Annotated in this window: 18 protein-coding genes; 12 read left to right on the top strand and 6 right to left on the bottom strand. The window is 70.4% G+C overall.

The genetic code is table 11. The annotated features are described in order from the left end of the window. The coding region (locus ON759_RS07955; RefSeq protein ID WP_271679833.1) for an NHL repeat-containing protein at positions 1 to 943 on the bottom strand (943 nt) is incomplete at its 3' end. Positions 944 to 1,350: 407 nt separating this feature from the next. Here ON759_RS07955 and ON759_RS07950 point away from each other — a divergent pair. The 7 genes from ON759_RS07950 (at position 1,351) to ON759_RS07920 (ending at position 6,064) form a co-directional block, all read left to right on the top strand. After that, complete coding sequence (locus ON759_RS07950) at positions 1,351 to 1,869, top strand: c-type cytochrome (protein ID WP_271679832.1); 519 nt, start codon at positions 1,351 to 1,353, stop codon at positions 1,867 to 1,869. Positions 1,870 to 1,972: 103 nt separating this feature from the next. Beyond that, positions 1,973 to 2,644, top strand: coding sequence for an alpha/beta hydrolase (locus ON759_RS07945; protein ID WP_271679831.1), 672 nt, complete (start codon positions 1,973 to 1,975; stop codon positions 2,642 to 2,644). Continuing rightward, complete coding sequence (gene zapE / locus ON759_RS07940; RefSeq protein ID WP_271679830.1) at positions 2,637 to 3,791, top strand: cell division protein ZapE; 1,155 nt, start codon at positions 2,637 to 2,639, stop codon at positions 3,789 to 3,791. Before ON759_RS07945 ends, zapE begins: the two co-directional genes overlap by 8 nt. A gap of 68 nt (positions 3,792 to 3,859) precedes the next feature. After that, complete coding sequence (locus ON759_RS07935; protein WP_271679829.1) at positions 3,860 to 4,300, top strand: hypothetical protein; 441 nt, start codon at positions 3,860 to 3,862, stop codon at positions 4,298 to 4,300. Positions 4,301 to 4,319: 19 nt separating this feature from the next. After that, positions 4,320 to 5,126 (top strand): NADPH-dependent 7-cyano-7-deazaguanine reductase QueF, encoded by an 807-nt coding sequence (gene queF / locus ON759_RS07930; RefSeq protein ID WP_271679828.1) that lies wholly within the window; start codon positions 4,320 to 4,322, stop codon positions 5,124 to 5,126. 82 nt (positions 5,127 to 5,208) lie between these two features. Beyond that, positions 5,209 to 5,526 (top strand): LysM peptidoglycan-binding domain-containing protein, encoded by a 318-nt coding sequence (locus ON759_RS07925; RefSeq protein WP_271679827.1) that lies wholly within the window; start codon positions 5,209 to 5,211, stop codon positions 5,524 to 5,526. Positions 5,527 to 5,563: 37 nt separating this feature from the next. Continuing rightward, a complete protein-coding gene (locus ON759_RS07920; protein WP_271679826.1) occupies positions 5,564 to 6,064 on the top strand; it encodes a hypothetical protein in 501 nt (166 codons plus the stop codon). Between the two features lie 62 nt (positions 6,065 to 6,126). Here ON759_RS07920 and ON759_RS07915 read toward each other — a convergent pair whose 3' ends face one another. Beyond that, positions 6,127 to 6,672: a hypothetical protein gene (locus ON759_RS07915; protein WP_271679825.1), complete on the bottom strand. Its 546-nt coding sequence runs from the start codon at positions 6,670 to 6,672 to the stop codon at positions 6,127 to 6,129. Positions 6,673 to 6,811: 139 nt separating this feature from the next. On the opposite strand from ON759_RS07915, the gene ON759_RS07910 reads away from it, so the two are divergent. The 4 genes from ON759_RS07910 (at position 6,812) to ON759_RS07895 (ending at position 11,779) form a co-directional block, all read left to right on the top strand. Then, positions 6,812 to 9,028, top strand: a complete 2,217-nt coding sequence (locus tag ON759_RS07910; RefSeq protein ID WP_271679824.1) for an NADP-dependent isocitrate dehydrogenase — start codon at positions 6,812 to 6,814, stop codon at positions 9,026 to 9,028. 102 nt (positions 9,029 to 9,130) lie between these two features. After that, a complete protein-coding gene (locus tag ON759_RS07905; protein WP_271679823.1) occupies positions 9,131 to 9,952 on the top strand; it encodes a class I SAM-dependent methyltransferase in 822 nt (273 codons plus the stop codon). A 79-nt stretch (positions 9,953 to 10,031) separates the two neighbouring features. Beyond that, the gene (locus tag ON759_RS07900) at positions 10,032 to 10,574 is read left to right on the top strand and encodes a pseudouridine synthase (RefSeq protein WP_271679822.1); all 543 of its coding nucleotides are present in this window, start codon (positions 10,032 to 10,034) and stop codon (positions 10,572 to 10,574) included. A gap of 95 nt (positions 10,575 to 10,669) precedes the next feature. Further along, complete coding sequence (locus tag ON759_RS07895; RefSeq protein ID WP_271679821.1) at positions 10,670 to 11,779, top strand: hybrid sensor histidine kinase/response regulator; 1,110 nt, start codon at positions 10,670 to 10,672, stop codon at positions 11,777 to 11,779. 7 nt (positions 11,780 to 11,786) lie between these two features. Here the strand turns inward: ON759_RS07895 and ON759_RS07890 are convergent, their stop codons facing one another. Further along, positions 11,787 to 12,128, bottom strand: coding sequence for a hypothetical protein (locus ON759_RS07890; protein ID WP_271679820.1), 342 nt, complete (start codon positions 12,126 to 12,128; stop codon positions 11,787 to 11,789). A gap of 107 nt (positions 12,129 to 12,235) precedes the next feature. After that, positions 12,236 to 14,722: an ATP-dependent helicase HrpB gene (gene hrpB / locus ON759_RS07885; RefSeq protein WP_271679819.1), complete on the bottom strand. Its 2,487-nt coding sequence runs from the start codon at positions 14,720 to 14,722 to the stop codon at positions 12,236 to 12,238. Between the two features lie 184 nt (positions 14,723 to 14,906). On the opposite strand from hrpB, the gene ON759_RS07880 reads away from it, so the two are divergent. Continuing rightward, positions 14,907 to 15,698, top strand: coding sequence for a TatD family hydrolase (locus ON759_RS07880; protein ID WP_271679818.1), 792 nt, complete (start codon positions 14,907 to 14,909; stop codon positions 15,696 to 15,698). On the opposite strand, the gene ON759_RS07875 is transcribed toward ON759_RS07880, so the two are convergent. Both ON759_RS07875 and ON759_RS07870 read right to left on the bottom strand, forming a co-directional pair. Next, complete coding sequence (locus tag ON759_RS07875; protein ID WP_271679817.1) at positions 15,695 to 16,477, bottom strand: ABC transporter permease; 783 nt, start codon at positions 16,475 to 16,477, stop codon at positions 15,695 to 15,697. The two genes, ON759_RS07880 and ON759_RS07875, sit on opposite strands and share 4 nt — an antisense overlap. Continuing rightward, positions 16,474 to 17,415 carry an ABC transporter ATP-binding protein gene (locus ON759_RS07870; RefSeq protein ID WP_271679816.1) on the bottom strand — a complete coding sequence of 314 codons (942 nt, stop codon included), beginning with the start codon at positions 17,413 to 17,415 and terminating at the stop codon, positions 16,474 to 16,476. Before ON759_RS07870 ends, ON759_RS07875 begins: the two co-directional genes overlap by 4 nt. Positions 17,416 to 17,452 lie beyond the last annotated feature (37 nt).

The raw sequence follows: 17,452 nt of genomic DNA, 5'->3' as shown, positions 1-17,452 counted from the left end.
TGCTCGTCGCGTTGATCCCGTTCGCCAGCGCGCTGCCGTACAGGTAGCCGGTGTAGGTGTAGGGGTTGTAGTAGTACGTCAGCGAGCCCGCGGTGATGTCGCCCGAGTTGGTCACCAGCACGTCGCCAGAGGACTGCACCTCGATGCCCGTCGCGTAGTAGCCCTGCGCCTCGATGTCGCCCTCGTTGCCGACCGTCACCTCGGCGCCGGTCGCGTAGATGCCGAACGCCTGGCCACCCGCAGAAGCCGCGTAGATGTCGCCGCTGTTCTCGACGCCCGTCGAATACTCGCCCTGCGCCTCGATGCCCGCCGCCCACGTCGCGCCCACCACGTACAGCTCGCCGCTGTTGGACACCTCCACGTTCGCGCCCGACGCAAAGATGCCGTCGGCGATGCCGCTGCCGGAGAACGCCACGACGTCGCCGGCATTGTTGATGGTGACGCTGCCGTCCAGGGCGTAGCCGTAGATGCCGATCGCATCGCCACCCAGCGAGCCCGCGTACAGGTAGCCCGTCGATTGGTTGGTGATGCTGACGTCACCGCCCGTGCTGTAGCCGCTGATGGCGACCACGTCGTACTTGAGGTCGGTCTCGGAGATGGGGTCGGCGTTGTCGATGACGATGTCGCCCGCCCCGTACTCGCTGATCAGGGTGGGATGCAGCTCGACCGGGACATGCTCCATGTCGCCCGGGGCCAGCATGGCGACCGTGGTCAGGTCCGCCACCGGCGCGAACGCTTCGTAGCCCGCCTGGTGGACCATCGCTGCATGCCGCGGGGTGGCTGCCGCGTGGTTCGCCGCCATCGCGCCGCTGCCCACGCTGAGCGCGAACGCCATCGCGGATGCGGCGAGCGCACGCCGAACGGCCTGGGTCATCGGGGCGACCTTCACCTTGCGGCCTTGCCGCGCCTTGGCCGAACCGATCGACTGCTTGATGCCGCTCATGCAACCCCCTCATCCGTTTGGAATGTCGTGACCCGCGACGCCCGTCGCGGCGATGCCTCATCCCCGGCGGCAGGGACTAGCCGCCGGGTTCCCCAGTGACGAAACGACCTGCGACGGCAATCAAGGACACCGTCCGGAACATGAACGTCACTTCTTGTTATCGCCTTCTTGTTCAGGGACTGTCAAGTGACCTTCGTGCGCTGCGCCAGCCCAGGGTTGGCGGCACCACATATCCGGACCCCTGCGTGCAACGCGCGTGCTTGCGCATTGCTGCGCTGCGACATCGCCCACCCGGCCCCTGGCCAGGCGAGGTGTCCACGCCTGGCATGGCCCTCGCCTCGCCCCGTGCGTTCTGGGATAATCGCCCGGTTCAGCGGCCCTGGCCGCCCAATCCTGCAAGGTGGATCGTGCGCAACTACGACCTGGATTTCCTCAAGCGTTTCTCGATGGTGATCGCCTTCCTGGCGCTGGTCACCCTGGGCCTGATCCTGTTCGCGCACCACCTGAACGGCAGCGTCGTGCCGGAAGCCGACAGCGCCGCAGTGCGCAACACGGCCGCCCGGATCGCGCCGGTCGGCGAGGTCTACGCGGGTGCCACCGGCGCCGCGCAACAGGCCGAGGCGATGAAGGCCGCGGCCGCCGCAGCCGCCTCGCAGGTGGCCTACGGCGGTACCCTCGACGGCAGCGTGATCTTCGGCAACCTCTGCACCGGCTGCCACACCTCCGGCGCGGGCGGCGCCCCGAAGCTGGATGCCGCCGGCATCGGCGCTCGGTTCGCCGAGCAGGGCCTCGACATGCTGGTCTCGCGCGCCATCAGCGGCTACACCGGCAGCGCCGGCGTGATGCCGGCCAAGGGCGGCAACCCGGCACTGACCGACGAGCAGGTCAAGGCCACCGTCGAGTGGATGGTCGAGCAGAGCAAGTAACCCGCCGGAGCCGCACGTCGCCGGACGCCGCCCTCGGGCGGCGTCTGCGTTTGCGGCACCCGGCCGACGCCGGCCTCACCCGCGCTGCGGCATCATGTCGCTCATGACCACCCCGACCGCGCAGCCCGCCGGCGCCGACCAGACCCTGTCCATCCCGGGCCCGGCGGGCATGCTCGAAGCTGCGTTCGACCTGGCCGAGGGGCCGGCGCGCGCCGCGCTGGCGGTGGTCTGCCATCCGCTGCCGACCGAGGGCGGGACGATGCACAACAAGGTCGTGACCATGGCCGCCCGCGCGTTGCGCGAATCCGGGGTGGCGACCCTGCGTTTCAACTTCCGCGGCGTCGGCCAGTCCGAAGGCAGGTTCGACGACGGCGACGGCGAACTGGAAGACCTGCGCGCGGTGGTGCGTTGGGTGCGCGCAAGGCATCCCGGCCAAGCCCTGTGGCTGGCCGGCTTCAGCTTCGGCGCATGGGTCTCGCTGCGCGCCGCCGGCGAACTCGGCGCCACCGCGCTGGTCTCGATCGCCCCGCCGGTCGGCCGCAGCTGGGACTTTGCCGGCCTGGTGCCGCCGCCGATCCCCTGGGTCGTGGTGCAGGGCGAGGCCGACGAGATCGTCGACCCGCGCGCGGTGTTCGACTGGCTGGCGACGCTGCCCCGCCCGCCGCAGCTGGTGCGCATGCCCGATACCAGCCACTTCTTCCATCGCAAGCTGATGGACCTGCGCGGCGCGCTGAAGCAGGCCGTGCGCGACTGGCCGCCGCCCGCGCATGGCTGACGCGCCACTGCCCTCGCAGCGCTACGCCGATGGGGTGGCGCGCGGCGACTGGCTGCACGATCCCGCCCAGCAGGACGCATTGGCCGCGCTCGACCGGGTCCACGCGGCCCTGCTTGCACCGCTACCCGCGCGCAGCCTGATGCAACGCCTGTTCGCGCGGGACGAGCCGACGCAGGCGACCCGCGGCCTCTACCTGTGGGGCGGCGTCGGCCGCGGCAAGACCTTCCTGATCGACCTGTTGTTTGCCGGGCTGCCGATCGCCGAGAAACGCCGCACGCATTTCCATCGCTTCATGCGCGAGGTGCACGAGCGCCTGCGCGTGCATGCCGGCGAACGCGACCCGCTGGCCGCGATCGCCCGCGAATGGCGACGCTCGCTGCGGGTGTTGGTACTGGACGAATTCTTCGTCAGCGACATCGGCGACGCGATGCTGCTGGCGCGCCTGCTCGACCGCCTGTTCGCCGAGGGCGTGGTGCTGGTGACCAGTTCCAACGCCGCGCCGTCGACGCTGTACAAGGATGGCCTGCAGCGCGCGCGCTTCCTGCCTGCCATCGCCCTGCTGGAGCGGCACTGCGAAGTGGTCGAGCTGCACAGCGAGACCGACTACCGGCTGCGGGCGCTGACCCGCTCGCCGGTGTACCGCACGCCGCTGGATGCCGGCTCCGATGCCTGGCTGCGCACGCGCTGGGACGAGCTGGGCTGCGATGCCGCGCACCTCGACGCGGGGATCGTGATCGACGGCCGCCGCATCCCGGTGCGTGCGCGCTGCAAGGGACTATGCTGGTTCGACTTCGCCGCGTTGTGCGAAGGCCCGCGCGGCAATGCCGACTACATCGAGATCGCCCGCGAGTTCCACACCGTGCTGGTCGGCGGCATCCCGCGCATGGGCGGCGACCGCGACGACGCCGCGCGGCGCTTCGTGCACCTGGTCGACGAGCTGTACGACAACCAGGTCAACCTGGTCTGCACCGCGGATGCCGGGCCGATGGGCCTTTACACGGGCGAACGCCTGGTCGCGGCCTTCGAACGCACCGCCTCCCGCCTCGTCGAGATGCAGTCGACCGACTATCTTGCCGGCCCGCACCGGGCTGAACGGAGCGGAACAGGTGCCCCGGGCGGGGACCCCGGCTCGGGCGGCATGGCCTAGAATGCCGGCCGCGCGGGCGAAGCGGCCCGCAGCACCTGCGGCCGAACGCGAGGACTCCGATGCGCCCCATGCAACGCCTGACTGTCGCCCTGCTGATCGCCTGCGGCCTCGCCGCCTGCAACCGCAAGGGCCCCGAACTCCCCACCGAGGTCAAGGATCCCGTGGAGGAGAACACGGGGCGTGAGGGCGTGGACACCGTGACGGTCGATGCGAATGGCGCGTTCGTGGGCGCCGCCGTGGACGGAAACGGCGAGATCGCCACGCCGCAGCGTGAATTCAAGGCCGGCGACACCGTGTACATCTCGGTGCCGAGCAAGGGCCGCAAGATGGGCAGCCAGGTGGAGGTGTTCTGGTTCCACGACGACGGCAAGTCGCGCAAGGACGAAGCCAAGCGCATCGAGGGCCCGTTCACGGTGTTCGAATTCAAGCCCGAGGACGCCGGCAAGTACAACACCGAAGTCGACGTGAACGGACGCCCGATCGCGCTGGTGGAGTTCGCCGTCCAGTGACGACGGCTGGACGCGCGCCTTGATCGGGGATTCGCCGCTCGGCCGCGAGGTCGCCTACCCGGATCGCTTCGACCCGGGCCTGCTGTATCCGATCCCGCGCCGCCTGGCGCGGGAGGCGCTGGGCCTCGCGGAGGCGCCACTGCCGTTCGCCGGCCATGACCGCTGGCATGCCTACGAACTGTCGTGGCTGGATGCCGCCGGCGTCCCGCGGGTCGCCACCGCGACCCTGCGCATCCCGGCGGATTCGCCGCACCTGGTCGAATCCAAGTCGCTCAAGCTGTACCTGAACTCCTGCAACGCCACCCGTTTCGCCGATGCCGAGCAGTTGCGCCTGCAGGTCGAAGCCGACCTGGGCGCCGCCGCGGGGGCGCCGGTGTCGATGGTGTTCGGCTTGCCGCCGTTCGCGGAACCGACCGGCATCGCGATCGATGAAGAACCGGTCGAGATCGCGAGCTACGGTCCGCCCGACGCCGGCCTGCTGGCCGCCGACCCCGGTGTGATCGTCGAGGAAACCCTGTCCAGCGCGCTGCTCAAGTCGAATTGTCCGGTCACCGGGCAACCCGACTGGGCGGACGTGGTGGTCGCCTATCGCGGCCCGCGCATCGACCGCGGCGCCCTGCTGCGCTACCTGGTCAGCTTCCGCGACCACGCCGAATTCCACGAGCAATGCGTGGAACGGCTCTTCGTCGACCTCGCCGCGCACTGCCGCCCGCACACGCTTTCGGTCGAAGCGCGCTACACCCGCCGCGGCGGCCTCGACATCAATCCCTGGCGCGCCACGCCCGGCATGGCCCCGCCCGCGCCGACCCGCAGCCCCAGGCAATAGCCCCGCCCCGCGATGCGGCCTTAACACCGGGCGTGGCAGGGTGCCGGCGTGCGGACCCCCCGTCCGCGTCGTCGAGGTCCCCATGAACAACGGCAAGCCCGATTTTTCCAACGTCTCCGGGAGCGTCGCGTCCACCGAAGCCGCGGCACCCGCCAAGCCCGACTTCTCCAACGTCACCGGCAGCGTGGCCTCCACCGAGGCACCGCTCGACACCGGCGGCGGTGGCGGCGGCGAGCAGACCTACACCGTCGCCAAGGGCGACAACCTGTCCAAGATCGCCCGCCACTTCTACGGCCGCCAGGACTGGAAGCGGATCTTCGATGCCAACCGCGACCAGCTCGACGATCCCGACAAGATCTTCCCCGGCCAGGTGCTCAGGATCCCCGCGCGGGAAGACTGACCCCTTCCCCGTCCCCGCATCTCCAAAGGAAACCGCCATGAACACGAACCGCCTCCACCTGGCCATGCTGGCCGTGCTGATCGGCAGCGCCGCGATGGTCGGCTGCAAGAAGAAGGAAGAGCCCGCGCCGATGCCGCCGGTCGCGAGCGAACCCGCGCCGCCGGCGCCGATGCCGGCCGCGGCCGCCACCGCCAACGTCACCGGCGTGGACCTCGGCAACGCCGTGGGCGCCGACATGCGCGTCGCCGCGCCGATGGGCACGTTCGCGCCGAAGGACACCATCCATGCCGCGGTGATGACCGCGACCAGCGATCCCGCCGCCTCGGTCGCCGGCAAGCTGGGCGCGAAGTGGACCTACCTCAATGCCGATGGTTCGTCGATGCCGGTGCATGAGGAAAGCAAGGACCTGACCTTCGCCGGCGACGGCGTCACCGACTTCCAGATCAGCAAGCCCGACGGCTGGCCGACCGGCAAGTACAAGGTCGAGATCATGCTCGATGGCAACGTGGTGCAGACGCGCGAATTCGAAGTGCGCTGATCGGCCCCGGTTGCGTAGTCCACGAAAGGCCCGGCCCTGCCGGGCCTTTCGCTTTGCCGGGTTCAGGGCGTGGCGGCGCTCCGGCGGTAGATGCCGAGGAAGCTGGTCTGCCAGGTCGCGCCGGCATCGTCCGAGGTCTGCCAGTGCTGGTGCACGCTGCCATCGTCCTGCGGCGTCCAGCTGATCTTCTGCCATTGCTCGCCGCCCGCGGCCGAGGCCAGCGGCAGGCGCCCGGCCATGACCATCGCCTTGCCCTGCAGGCCGCCGGCCAGGCGCAGGACCACGCCGTCGCTGCCGATCCAGAACTGGGTCCACTGCCCCGCGGCCGCATCATAGGCATTGAGGCTGTGGCCATCCTGGCCGCTGCTGTTGACCCAATGCTCGGCGAGCGCGCAGCCACTGCTGACCTTGGTGATCGTGTTGCGGCCGACCAAGGTGTCCTGCTTGGGGCCACCGGTGACGTCCCAGCTGCCAAGCCAGAAATCGAACTGGCGATACTCGGGCGCCGTGCAGGCCTGCGGTGGGGGTGGCGTGGGCGGCTGTTGCGCCGGGGCATCGGCGCAGGCGACCGACAACAGGGGAACCAGGAACGGCAGGCGCATCGACATGGCGGAGTCCCCTCGGCTTGTGCAGAGGCTGGCGCAGCCGCGTACCTCGCGCAAGCCCCGGATTGCGCCCACGGCGCGCGCTTTGCCCCGCGCGCCGCGAGGGCAGACAATGGCGGCTTCCCGCACGCGGCCAGACCCCATGTCCCAGATCCTCTACACCCTCACCGACGAAGCCCCGTTCCTGGCCACCGCCTCGTTCCTGCCGATCGTGCAGGCCTATGCGCGCACCGCCGGCGTCGACGTGGGGACGCGCGACATCTCGCTGGCGGCGCGCATCCTGGCGCAATTCCCGGAACTGCTGGGCGACCGCGCGGTGGCCGACGACCTGCGCGAACTCGGCGCGCTGGCGAAGACGCCCGAGGCCAACATCATCAAGCTGCCCAACATCAGCGCCTCGATCCCGCAGCTGAAGGCGGCGATCAAGGAACTGCAGGACCAGGGCTACCCGCTGCCTGATTATCCGGACGCGCCGCAGGGCGAGCGCGAGAAGGACGCCAAGGCGCGCTACGACCGGGTCAAGGGCAGCGCGGTGAACCCGGTGCTGCGCGAGGGCAACTCCGACCGCCGCGCGCCGAAGGCGGTGAAGGCATACGCGCGCAAGCACCCGCATCGCATGGGTAAGTGGGACGCGGCCTCGAAGTCGCACGTGGCGTACATGGAGGACGGCGACTTCTACGCCAGCGAGCAGTCGTACACGATGGTCAACCCGGGCAACCTGCGCATCGAGTTCACCAGCGCCACCGGCAGCAGCTTCCCGCTGCGCGGGCCGGTGCCGGTGCAGGCGGGCGAGGTGATCGATGCCGCGGTGATGAGCGCCTCGGCGCTGGCCGCCTTCATCGACGCGCAGATCGAGGATGCGCGCGCGCGCGGCGTGCTGTTCTCGCTGCACCTGAAGGCGACCATGATGAAGGTCAGCGACCCGATCATGTTCGGGATCGCGGTGTCGCGCTTCTACGCGCCTGTGCTGGAGAAGCACCCGCGCACGCTGGCCGAGATCGGCTTCGACCCGAACAACGGCATCGGCGACCTGTACGCCCGCCTGGGCGGCCTGAAGGAGGCCGAGCGCGCCGGCATCGAAGCCGACATCGCGTCGCTGTACGCGCGGCGCCCGGCGGTGGCGATGGTGAACTCGGACAAGGGCATCACCAACCTGCACGTGCCCAGCGACGTGATCGTCGACGCCTCGATGCCGGCGATGATCCGCGACGGCGGCCGCATGTGGAACGCGCGCGGCGAGTTGCAGGACGCCAAGGCGGTGATCCCGGACCGTTGCTACGCGGGCATCTACCAGGCGGTGATCGAGGACTGCCGCGACCACGGCCCGTTCGACCCGGCGACCATGGGCAGCGTGCCCAACGTCGGCCTGATGGCGCAGGCCGCCGAGGAATACGGCAGCCACGACAAGACCTTCAAGATCAGCGGCGACGGCACCGTGCGCGTGATCGACGACCAGGGCACCGTGCTGCTGCAGCACCCGGTGAAGGCCGGCGACATCTGGCGCATGTGCCAGACCAAGGACGCCCCGATCCGCGACTGGGTGAAGCTGGCGGTCACCCGCGCGCGCCTGTCGAACACCCCGGTGGTGTTCTGGCTGGATCCGCGCCGCGACCACGACCGCGGGCTGATCGCCAAGGTCGCGGCCTACCTCAACGAACACGACACCACCGGGCTGGACATCTCCATCCTCAGCCCGATCCGCGCGATGCGGCATTCGCTCAAGCGCATCCGCGCCGGCCTGGACACCATCGCCGCGACCGGCAACGTGCTGCGGGACTACCTCACCGACCTGTTCCCGATCATGGAACTGGGCACCAGCGCGAAGATGCTGTCGATCGTGCCGCTGATGAACGGCGGCGGCCTGTTCGAGACCGGTGCCGGCGGCAGCGCGCCCAAGCATGTCCAGCAATTCCTGGAGGAGGACTACCTGCGCTGGGATTCGCTGGGCGAATTCCTGGCCCTGGCGGCGTCGTTCGAGCACCTCGCGCAAACCAGCGGCAACGCGCGCGCGCAGGTGCTGGCGGACGCGCTCGACGCCGCCAACGCGAAGTTCCTGGACCAGGACAAGTCGCCGGGGCGCAAGCTGGGCACCATCGACAACCGCGGCAGCCATTTCTACATCGCGCTGTACTGGGCGCAGGCGCTGGCCGGACAAACCACGGATGCCGCGCTCGCCGCGACGTTCGCGCCGCTGGCGCAGGCACTGGCCGACAACGAGGCGACCATCGTCGCCGAGCTGCTCGCGGTGCAGGGCAAGCCGGTCGACATCGGCGGCTACTACCACCCCGACGCCGCCAGGCTGGACGCGGCGATGCGGCCCAGCCCGACCCTCAACGCGGTGCTCGCCCGCCTCGCCTGAGCCGACGCCCGGCCTGCGCCCGCGAAGCCCGGCTCTGCGCCGGGCTTCGTGTTCACGGCCCCCCACGCTACCCTGCGCGACACCGTCCCGCAGGAGCCCGCCATGATCCGTCCGTTGACCGCCGCCCTCGCCGCCGTGCTCGCCTGCGGATGCGCCGGCAGGCCCGCCATCGACGCCGCCCCGACCGCGCCCACGGCGACCATCGATGCCGGCTTGCAGGCGGCCATCGCCGGCCCATGGCGCAGCGAAGGCAACCGCGCACGCGACCGCTATCGGCATCCCGCCGAAACCCTCGCGTTCTTCGGCGTGAAGCCCACCGACACCGTCATCGAGATCAGCCCCGGGGCGGGCTGGTACAGCGAAATCCTGGCGCCCTACTTGCGCGACCGCGGCCGCTTCATCGCCGCCAGCGCGGCGTCCCCCGGCCGCGCCAATCCGCTGGATGCCAGGTTCCTGGCCGATCCGGCGCGCTTCGGCCGGGCCGACCTGCACGAATACAACCCCAAGGATCCAACATTCGGCGCCCCCGACAGCGCGGACGTGGTGCTGACGTTCCGCAACGTGCACAACTGGCTGGCCGCCGGCACCGCCGAATACCATCTGCGCGCGGCCTACGACGTGCTCAAACCCGGTGGCGTGCTCGGCGTGGTCGAGCACCGCGCCAAACCGGGCACCGACATCGAGGCGTCGAAGAAGAGCGGCTACGTCGCCGAGCAGCTGGTCATCGACCTGGCCGGCGAAGTCGGCTTCGAGCTGGATGCACGCAGCGAGGTGAACGCCAATCCGCGCGACGACGCCGACCATCCGAACGGGGTGTGGACGCTGCCGCCGACCAATCGCCACGACGCCAAGGATGCGGCGACGTACCAGGCCATCGGCGAAAGCGACCGCATGACCCTGCGCTTCCGCAAACCAGTCCGCTAGTCGATTCGCCAACAATGCGCGCCGAGCCGCGCGCGTGGGCGATGCCGGCACACCACGGGCTTCCACGCGCCTTCCCTCCATGCTGATCGCGTTCAACAAGCCGTACGGCGTGCTCTGCCAGTTCACCGACCGCAGCCTGCCGCCGCGGCCGACGCTGGCGGGCTTCGGCCTGCCGGCCAGGATCTACCCGGCCGGTCGCCTCGACTTCGACAGCGAAGGCCTGCTGCTGCTCACCGACGACGGCAACCTGGCGCATCGCCTGACCGATCCGCGCCACAAGCAGCCGAAGACGTACTGGGTGCAGGTCGAGGGCGAGCCGGGCGAAGCGCAACTGCAGGTCCTGCGCGCGGGCGTGGTGCTGAACGACGGCCCGACCCTGCCGGCCCAGGTCGAGCGATTGCCGACACCCGCGTTGTGGCCGCGCGACCCACCGATCCGAATGCGCAAGACGATCCCCGATGCCTGGCTGGCGCTCACCCTGCGCGAGGGCCGCAACCGCCAGGTGCGGCGCATGACCGCGGCGGTCGGACTGCCGACGCTGCGCCTGGTGCGGGTCGCGATCGGCGCGGTGGGGCTGGAAGGCCTCGCGCCGGGTCAATGGCGCCACGTGCCGGAAACCTGAATCCTTCAGCCGGTCGTCGGACAGCGACTGTGTGCGGCGGCCCCTGTTTGGTAATGTGAAAAACCAGCTGAATGGCGCCGGGAGGCACCGCCCGCATGCCGCATTCGGAATCCCGCACCGGCCGCATCCTCGTGGTCGACGACCAACCCGCGAACCTGCGGGTGGTCGGCGCGTTGCTGGAGCGCAACGGCTACGCGGTGGCCACCGCAGGCAATGGGGCCGAAGCGCTGGCGGCCGCGCGGTCCGCCCCGCCCGACCTCGTGCTGCTCGACATGATGATGCCGGGCATGGACGGGTTCGAATTGCTGGCCGCGCTGAAGGACGAGCCCGGCATGCGCCAAGTGCCGGCGATCTTCCTCACCGCCGCCCAGGACCGCGAGCTCCTGCTGCGCGCGTTCGAGGCCGGCGCGGTCGACTACGTCACCAAGCCGTTCATTCCCGAGGAACTGCTGGCGCGGGTGGGGGCGCACATCGGGCTGAAGCTGACCCGCGACCGCCTGGAACGCGTGGCCCGCGAACGCCAGGAACTGGTCAACCTGGTCGCGCACGACCTCAAGAACCCGCTGACCACGGTGCTGTTCGCCAGCGAGATGCTGCAATTGCCCGACTGCCGGCCGGACCGCATGCCGCGCTACGTGGAAGTGATCCACGAAAGCGCCAGCGATGCGGTCGCCTACATCCGCCGCTACCTGGAGCAACAGGCGCAGCAGGGCGCGCGCGCGGCGTCGCCGCCGGAGGCCGCGGCCGACCTCGGCGAGACCCTCGCATGGCTGGCGTCGCGTTATGAATTGCAGCTGGAAGCCGCGGGCATGCGACTGGCCTGCATGCCGCCCACCGACCCGGGGCGCGTCGCGATCGAAGCGCAGGTGCTGCGGCAGGTCGCCGAGAACCTGGTGAGCAACGCATTGAAGTACGCCCGCGATGGCGGGGTGCTGGAACTGCATGCCCGCCGCGGCGCGCCGGGGTACTGGCAACTGCTCGCCGAAGACCGCGGCGCCGGCATCCCGGAATCGCGCCAGCGCCAGCTGTTCAAGCCATTCCAGCGCCTCACCCAAGACGATCCCGCCGGCGGGCTGTCCAGCGGGCTCGGGCTGTCGCTGGCCAAGCAGATCATCGTCTCCGCCGGTGGCCAGCTCTGGTACGAGGACCGCGAGGGCGGCGGCGCCCGCTTCGTGATCGAACTGCCGGACGCCGGCGCCGCCTGATCCCGTCTCAGGTGTCCGCAGCGGCCGTCTTCCGCCGCGGCTTGCGCGCTTGTGGCTTGCGTGCCTCCACGCGCTTCGCGTTGCCTTCGATTGGGGCCTGTTCGGCCGCCTTGGCGCGCTTGCGCGCGGCGTACCAGAGCAGGCCTGCGCCGGCGATCGCCGCGCCCGCGAGCACCGGGTTGCGGCGCGCCACCTTCAACGCCACCCGGCCACCCGTGCGCAACGCGCCGAGTGCGGCCCCGGTTTCGACCCATTGCATGGCCTTGCCTGGCACGGCCTTGCGCAGGCCGTCGCCGAGTTCGCCGATCAATGCCATCGCGCGATCCTGCGCGTTGCCGAGCTTGTTCATCTGTCGTGGTCCCGTAGGTGGAAGCGATGTGGGTGCAGTCTCCGCAGCGCGGTGTTCACCATGCGTGAGCGTGCGCATGCCGGTTCAGGCGGCGTTGCCCGGCTGGCTCACGCCCGCGGCTTCGCCCGATGCGTCGCCGTCGCGCTCCACGGATCCTCCGGCCAGGGATGCCGGGGATAGCGCCCCTTCATTTCCTTCTTCACGTCCGGATAGGTGCGCTCCCAGAAGCCGCGCAAATCCTGCGTGACCTGCAGCGGCCGACCCGCGGGCGACAGCAGGTGCAGGGTCAGCGGGATCCGGCCCTCGGCGATGCGCGGGGTGTCCGCCAGCCCGAACAGTTCCTGCAGCTTCACCGCCAGCACCGGCGGAGCCGGCGCACCCGTGTCGTCCAGCTGGTAGATGATGGCGCGCTGCATGCCGGACGGCACTTCCATGCGGGTCGGGGCCAGGTGGTCGATGCGCTGGCGCAGGGACCAGTCGAGGCCGGACTTCAGCGCGTCGGCCAAAGCCTCGTCGCTCAGTGCGTCGAGCCGCGTCTTGCCGGCGAACGCCGGTTGCAGCCACGCCGCCAGCGTCGCCAGCAGCGCCGCATCGGAGAGATCGGGCAGGCCGAGCTCGGGTATCCAGGCGCGCAAGCACTGCACGCGGATGCGCCACTGCACCAGTGCCTCGGACCAGGGCAGCACCGACAGCCCGGCGGCGCGCACCGCTTCGGTGAGCGCCTGGGCAGCCAACGCGGGATCGACGCGCCCGGCGGATTTCGACGCCAGCACGATGCCATCGAAACGCGCGATGCGCTCGCCGACCAGCGCGCGGCGTCCCGCATCCCAGCGGACTTCATCGGCCTCGGAAAAATGCGCGGCGAACCTGCGCCGCAACGCGACCTCGTCCAACGGCGCGCCGCGCAGCAGCAACGCATCCCTCGCCTCGAAGCGCAGCTCGCTGGCGACCAGCCACGGCTCGCCATGCAGCGCGCTGTCGTCGAACAGGCGCGCCATCCGCCCGTTGGCCAGCAGGTAGCGGCGCGGATCCTGCGGATGCTGCTTGCCGATGCGATCCGGAAACGCGTGCGCGAGCAGGTCGCCGAGCGCATGCGCGGGCGCCGACGCAGGCGGGTTGGCGTCACAACGCAGGCGGCGTCGCCATTGCGTCGAGGCTGCGTCGATCGCGGCCAGCCCCGCACGGCTGGCATCGCCCGGCACGCGCCCGGCGCGGAACGCGGCCAAGGCCTGCCAGCGCTCGGCCAAGGCGTCCGAGCGCGTGCGCAGCGGATCGCGCGCCTCGACCAGGGCGGCCAGGTCGCAGGCCAGCGCCGTGCTGGTGCGGTCTTCGGCGGACAGCAGCATCGCAGCCAGCCGCGGATGGGTGCCGAGGGCGAGCATGCGCCGGCCAGTCGCGGTGATCGCACCCCGCGCATCCAGTGCGTCCAGCCGCTGCAACAGGTCGCGACCCGCGGCGAGTGCGCCCGCCGGCGGCGGATCGACGAAGCGCAGCGTATCGCTGCCCCAGGCCGCCAGTTCCAGTGCCAGCGGGGCCAGCTCGACCTGCGCGATCTCCGGCCGGCGCTGCGGCTCCAAGCGTTGCGACGGTGGCCACAGTCGGTACGCCCAGCCTTCGGCGACGCGCCCGGCGCGGCCGGCGCGCTGGTCCGCGCTCGCCTGCGAAATCGCGACCACGTCCAGCCGCGAGAAGCCGCTGTTCGGATCGAAGCGCGGCTCGCGCGCCAGCCCGCTGTCGACCACCACCCGCACGCCAGGCAGGGTCACCGACGACTCGGCCACATTGGTCGCCAGCACGACCCGGCGTCGCCCGTCGGTCGCGGGCTGCAGCACGCGCGACTGCTGGTCGACGGAAAGCTCGCCGTGCAGCACCAGCACCTCGGCGGCGACGGCGGCCTGCGCCAGCAAGGCCTCGACCCGCGCGATCTCCCGCTGGCCCGGCAGGAACACCAGCAGGTCCCCAGGATGCGTGGCCAATCCATGCTCGATCGCGCGCCGCACCTGCGGTTCCAGTGCCTCGTCGCGGCGCGCGGGAAAGTGCGCAACCTCGACCGGGAAACTGCGCCCGGCACTGGACAGGCGTGGCGCCTCCAGGACGCGCGCAAGCCGTTCGCCGTCCAGGGTCGCCGACATCACCACGATGCGCAGGTCCTCGCGCAACCCGGCCTGCACGTCCAGCGCAAAGGCCAGGCCGAGGTCGCCGGCGAGGTGGCGTTCGTGGAATTCGTCGAACAGCAGCGCACCCACGCCTTCCAGCAGCGGGTCGTCCTGCAGCATGCGGGTGAGGATGCCTTCGGTGACCACCTCGATGCGCGTGTTCGCGCCGACCTTGTTCTCGAAGCGGATGCGATAGCCGACGGTGTCGCCCACCGCTTCCCCCAGCTGCTTCGCCATGAAGCCGGCGGCGGCGCGCGCGGCGACCCGGCGCGGTTCCAGCATCACGACCTTCCTGCCGCCCAGCCAATCCGCTTCAAGCAGCGCCAGCGGCACCTGCGTGGTCTTGCCCGCGCCGGGCGGCGCTTCCAGCACCAGCCGCGGATGCCGCGACAGCGAGGCATGGATCTCCGGCAGCACATCGGCGATGGGGAAGTGCATGGCGGCATTGTAGGAGCGCCTGGAAGCCCCATCGATGGAATCGGTGCCGGCCCGGAGCGCGTTCGAGCGCGCCACGGATGGCGCGCGCCCGCGAATCGCAGCCGGATGCGGAGCCTGAGCGGCGAATGCCTCCGGGCCGGCACCCGTTCCATCGTGCGATGTGGCGGCATCGTAAAATCGCGCCATGCAGCTCATCGACATCGGCGCCAACCTCACCCACGACAGCTTCGACCACGACCGCGACGCCGTGCTGCAGCGCGCGCGCGATGCGGGGGTGGCGAAGATGATCGTGACCGGCGCCTCGCGCGAGCATTCACCGAAGGCGCTGGCCCTCGCCCGCGCGCAGCCCGGCGAACTGTTCGCCACCGCCGGCGTGCATCCGCACCACGCCATCGAATACACCGAGGAATGCGATGCGGAGATGCGCGCCCTGCACGCGCACCCGGAGGTGGTGGCGGTCGGCGAATGCGGGCTGGACTACTTCCGCGACTTCTCGCCGCGGCCGGCGCAGCGCAAGGCCTTCGAGCGCCAGCTGCAGATCGCCGCGGACACCGGCAAGCCACTGTTCCTGCACCAGCGCGACGCGCATGCCGACTTCATGGCGATGATGAAGGACTTCGACGGCCGGCTCGGCCCGGCGGTGGTGCATTGCTTCACCGGCAGCCGCGAGGAGCTGTTCGACTACCTGGACCGCGACTGGCACATCGGCATCACCGGCTGGCTGTGCGACGAACGCCGTGGCCTGCACCTGCGCGAACTGGTGAAGTCGATCCCGGCGAATCGCCTGATGATCGAGACCGACGCGCCCTACCTGCTGCCGCGCACCGTGAAGCCGCAGCCCTCGCACCGGCGCAACGAGCCGATGTACCTCGCCCACATCGTGGAGGAACTGGCCCGCGACCGAAGCGAATCGGTGGCGGCCACGGCGGCGGCGACCACCGCCACCGCCGCTGCGTTCTTCCGGTTGCCGGCCTAGCTGCGCATCCCCACGCCGCGCTTGAGCAGCCACAGGCCGAGTGCGGCCAGCGCCGCCACGAAGCCCAGCATCAGCGCGAAGGCCAGCCACAGCGGCACGTCGGAGACGCCGAGCAGGCCGTAGCGGAATGCATTCACCATGTAGAAGATCGGGTTGAGATGGGTCGCGGCCTCGGCCCAACCGGGCAGCAGCTTGACCGAATAGAACACGCCGCCGAGGTAGGTGAGCGGGGTGAGGATGAAGGTCGGGACGATGGCGATGTCGTCGAACTTCTTGGCGTAGACCGCGTTGACGAAGCCGGCCAGCGAGAAGATCGTCGCGCCCAGCAGCACCGAGGCGATGGTGACCAGCGGATGCGGGATGCGCACCTTGGTGAACAGCATCGCCACGCACAGCACGATCGCGCCGACCATCAGCCCGCGCAGCACCGCGCCGGCGACGTAGCCGCCGAGGATCACCCAGTTCGGCATCGGGCTGACCAGCAGTTCCTCGATGTGGCGCCCGAACTTGGCGCCGAAGAACGAGCTGCTGATGTTGCCGTAGCTGTTCTGGATCACGCTCATCATCACCAGGCCGGGGACGATGAAGTCCATGTAGCGGATCCCGTCCATCGTGCCCACGCGCGAGCCGATCAGCCCGCCGAAGATCAGGAAGTACAGGGTCATGGTGATCGCCGGCGGCATCAGGGTCTGGCCCCAGATGCGCAGGATCCGGTTCACTTCGCGACGGACGATGGTGCCCAGCGCGACCAGGTTCGGGTTCGGCGTGGCGGCGCTCATGCTGCGGCCCCCGGCTTGCTGGTCATGCGCACGAACAGTTCCTCGAGGCGGTTGGTCTTGGTGCGCATCGAGCGCACCCGGATGCCGGCGGCGTCGAGCGCGGCGAACACCCGGTTGAGGTCCATCGCGCGCGGCATGTCGAGGTCCAGGGTGTGGTCGTCGGTGGTGAGCAGGGTCGCGCCCTCGATCGCCGGCAGCTCCGCCGGCAGCGCGCCGTCGATGTCGAACAGGAAGCCCTCGACGTCGAGCTTGGCCAGCAGCGACTTCATCGGCCCCTGCTCGACGATGGTGCCGCGGTCGATGATGGCGAGGTTGCGGCACAGGCTTTCCGCTTCCTCCAGGTAATGCGTGGTGAGGATGATCGTGGTGCCGGCGGCGTTGATCTCCTTCAGCGTCTTCCACATCCCGCGGCGGATCTCGATGTCCACGCCGGCGGTGGGCTCGTCGAGGATCAGCAGGCGCGGCGCGGTCATCATCGCGCGGGCGATCATCAGCCGGCGCTTCATGCCGCCCGACAGCGTGCGGCTCATCTTGTCGGCCTTGTCCCAGAGGTGCGCGTCCTTCAGCACCGCTTCGGCGCGCGCCAGCGCCTCGCGCCGGGGGATGCCGTAGAACCCCGCGTAGTTCACGCAGATGTCCAGCGGCTTCTCGAACATGTTGAAGTTCAGTTCCTGCGGCACCAGCCCGATCTGGCGCATCGCCGCGTCGCGGTCGGCGTCGAGGTCGATGCCGGACACGCGCACCGTGCCCGCGGTCTTGTTGACCAGCGAACTGACGATGCCGATCAGGGTGCTCTTGCCGGCGCCGTTGGGGCCGAGCAGGGCGTAGAAATCGCCGGGCGCGACGTCGAGGCTGACGCCCTTGAGGGCTTCGACGCCGTTGTCGTAGGTCTTGCGCAGGTCGCTGATGCTCAGCGCCGGCGCGGGGGTGTGGTCCATCGGACGCTCCGCCGCCGCGCGGTCGCGGCGATGCCGG

Source organism: Thermomonas mangrovi, assembly GCF_028201335.1.
GTDB lineage: Bacteria > Pseudomonadota > Gammaproteobacteria > Xanthomonadales > Xanthomonadaceae > Thermomonas > Thermomonas mangrovi.
Note: the sequence above shows the minus strand (reverse complement) of the source record. Positions and strands in the feature narration are given on the sequence as shown.

Coding starts and splice junctions, on each gene's coding strand:
- ON759_RS07945 (WP_271679831.1), top strand. CDS start 1,973: ATGACCACCCCGACCGCGCAGCCCGCCGGCGCCGACCAGACCCTGTCC.
- zapE (WP_271679830.1), top strand. CDS start 2,637: ATGGCTGACGCGCCACTGCCCTCGCAGCGCTACGCCGATGGGGTGGCG.
- ON759_RS07935 (WP_271679829.1), top strand. CDS start 3,860: ATGCAACGCCTGACTGTCGCCCTGCTGATCGCCTGCGGCCTCGCCGCC.
- ON759_RS07925 (WP_271679827.1), top strand. CDS start 5,209: ATGAACAACGGCAAGCCCGATTTTTCCAACGTCTCCGGGAGCGTCGCG.
- ON759_RS07920 (WP_271679826.1), top strand. CDS start 5,564: ATGAACACGAACCGCCTCCACCTGGCCATGCTGGCCGTGCTGATCGGC.
- ON759_RS07915 (WP_271679825.1), bottom strand. CDS start 6,672: ATGTCGATGCGCCTGCCGTTCCTGGTTCCCCTGTTGTCGGTCGCCTGC.
- ON759_RS07910 (WP_271679824.1), top strand. CDS start 6,812: ATGTCCCAGATCCTCTACACCCTCACCGACGAAGCCCCGTTCCTGGCC.
- ON759_RS07905 (WP_271679823.1), top strand. CDS start 9,131: ATGATCCGTCCGTTGACCGCCGCCCTCGCCGCCGTGCTCGCCTGCGGA.
- ON759_RS07900 (WP_271679822.1), top strand. CDS start 10,032: ATGCTGATCGCGTTCAACAAGCCGTACGGCGTGCTCTGCCAGTTCACC.
- ON759_RS07895 (WP_271679821.1), top strand. CDS start 10,670: ATGCCGCATTCGGAATCCCGCACCGGCCGCATCCTCGTGGTCGACGAC.
- ON759_RS07890 (WP_271679820.1), bottom strand. CDS start 12,128: ATGAACAAGCTCGGCAACGCGCAGGATCGCGCGATGGCATTGATCGGC.
- hrpB (WP_271679819.1), bottom strand. CDS start 14,722: ATGCACTTCCCCATCGCCGATGTGCTGCCGGAGATCCATGCCTCGCTG.
- ON759_RS07880 (WP_271679818.1), top strand. CDS start 14,907: ATGCAGCTCATCGACATCGGCGCCAACCTCACCCACGACAGCTTCGAC.
- ON759_RS07875 (WP_271679817.1), bottom strand. CDS start 16,477: ATGAGCGCCGCCACGCCGAACCCGAACCTGGTCGCGCTGGGCACCATC.
- ON759_RS07870 (WP_271679816.1), bottom strand. CDS start 17,415: ATGGACCACACCCCCGCGCCGGCGCTGAGCATCAGCGACCTGCGCAAG.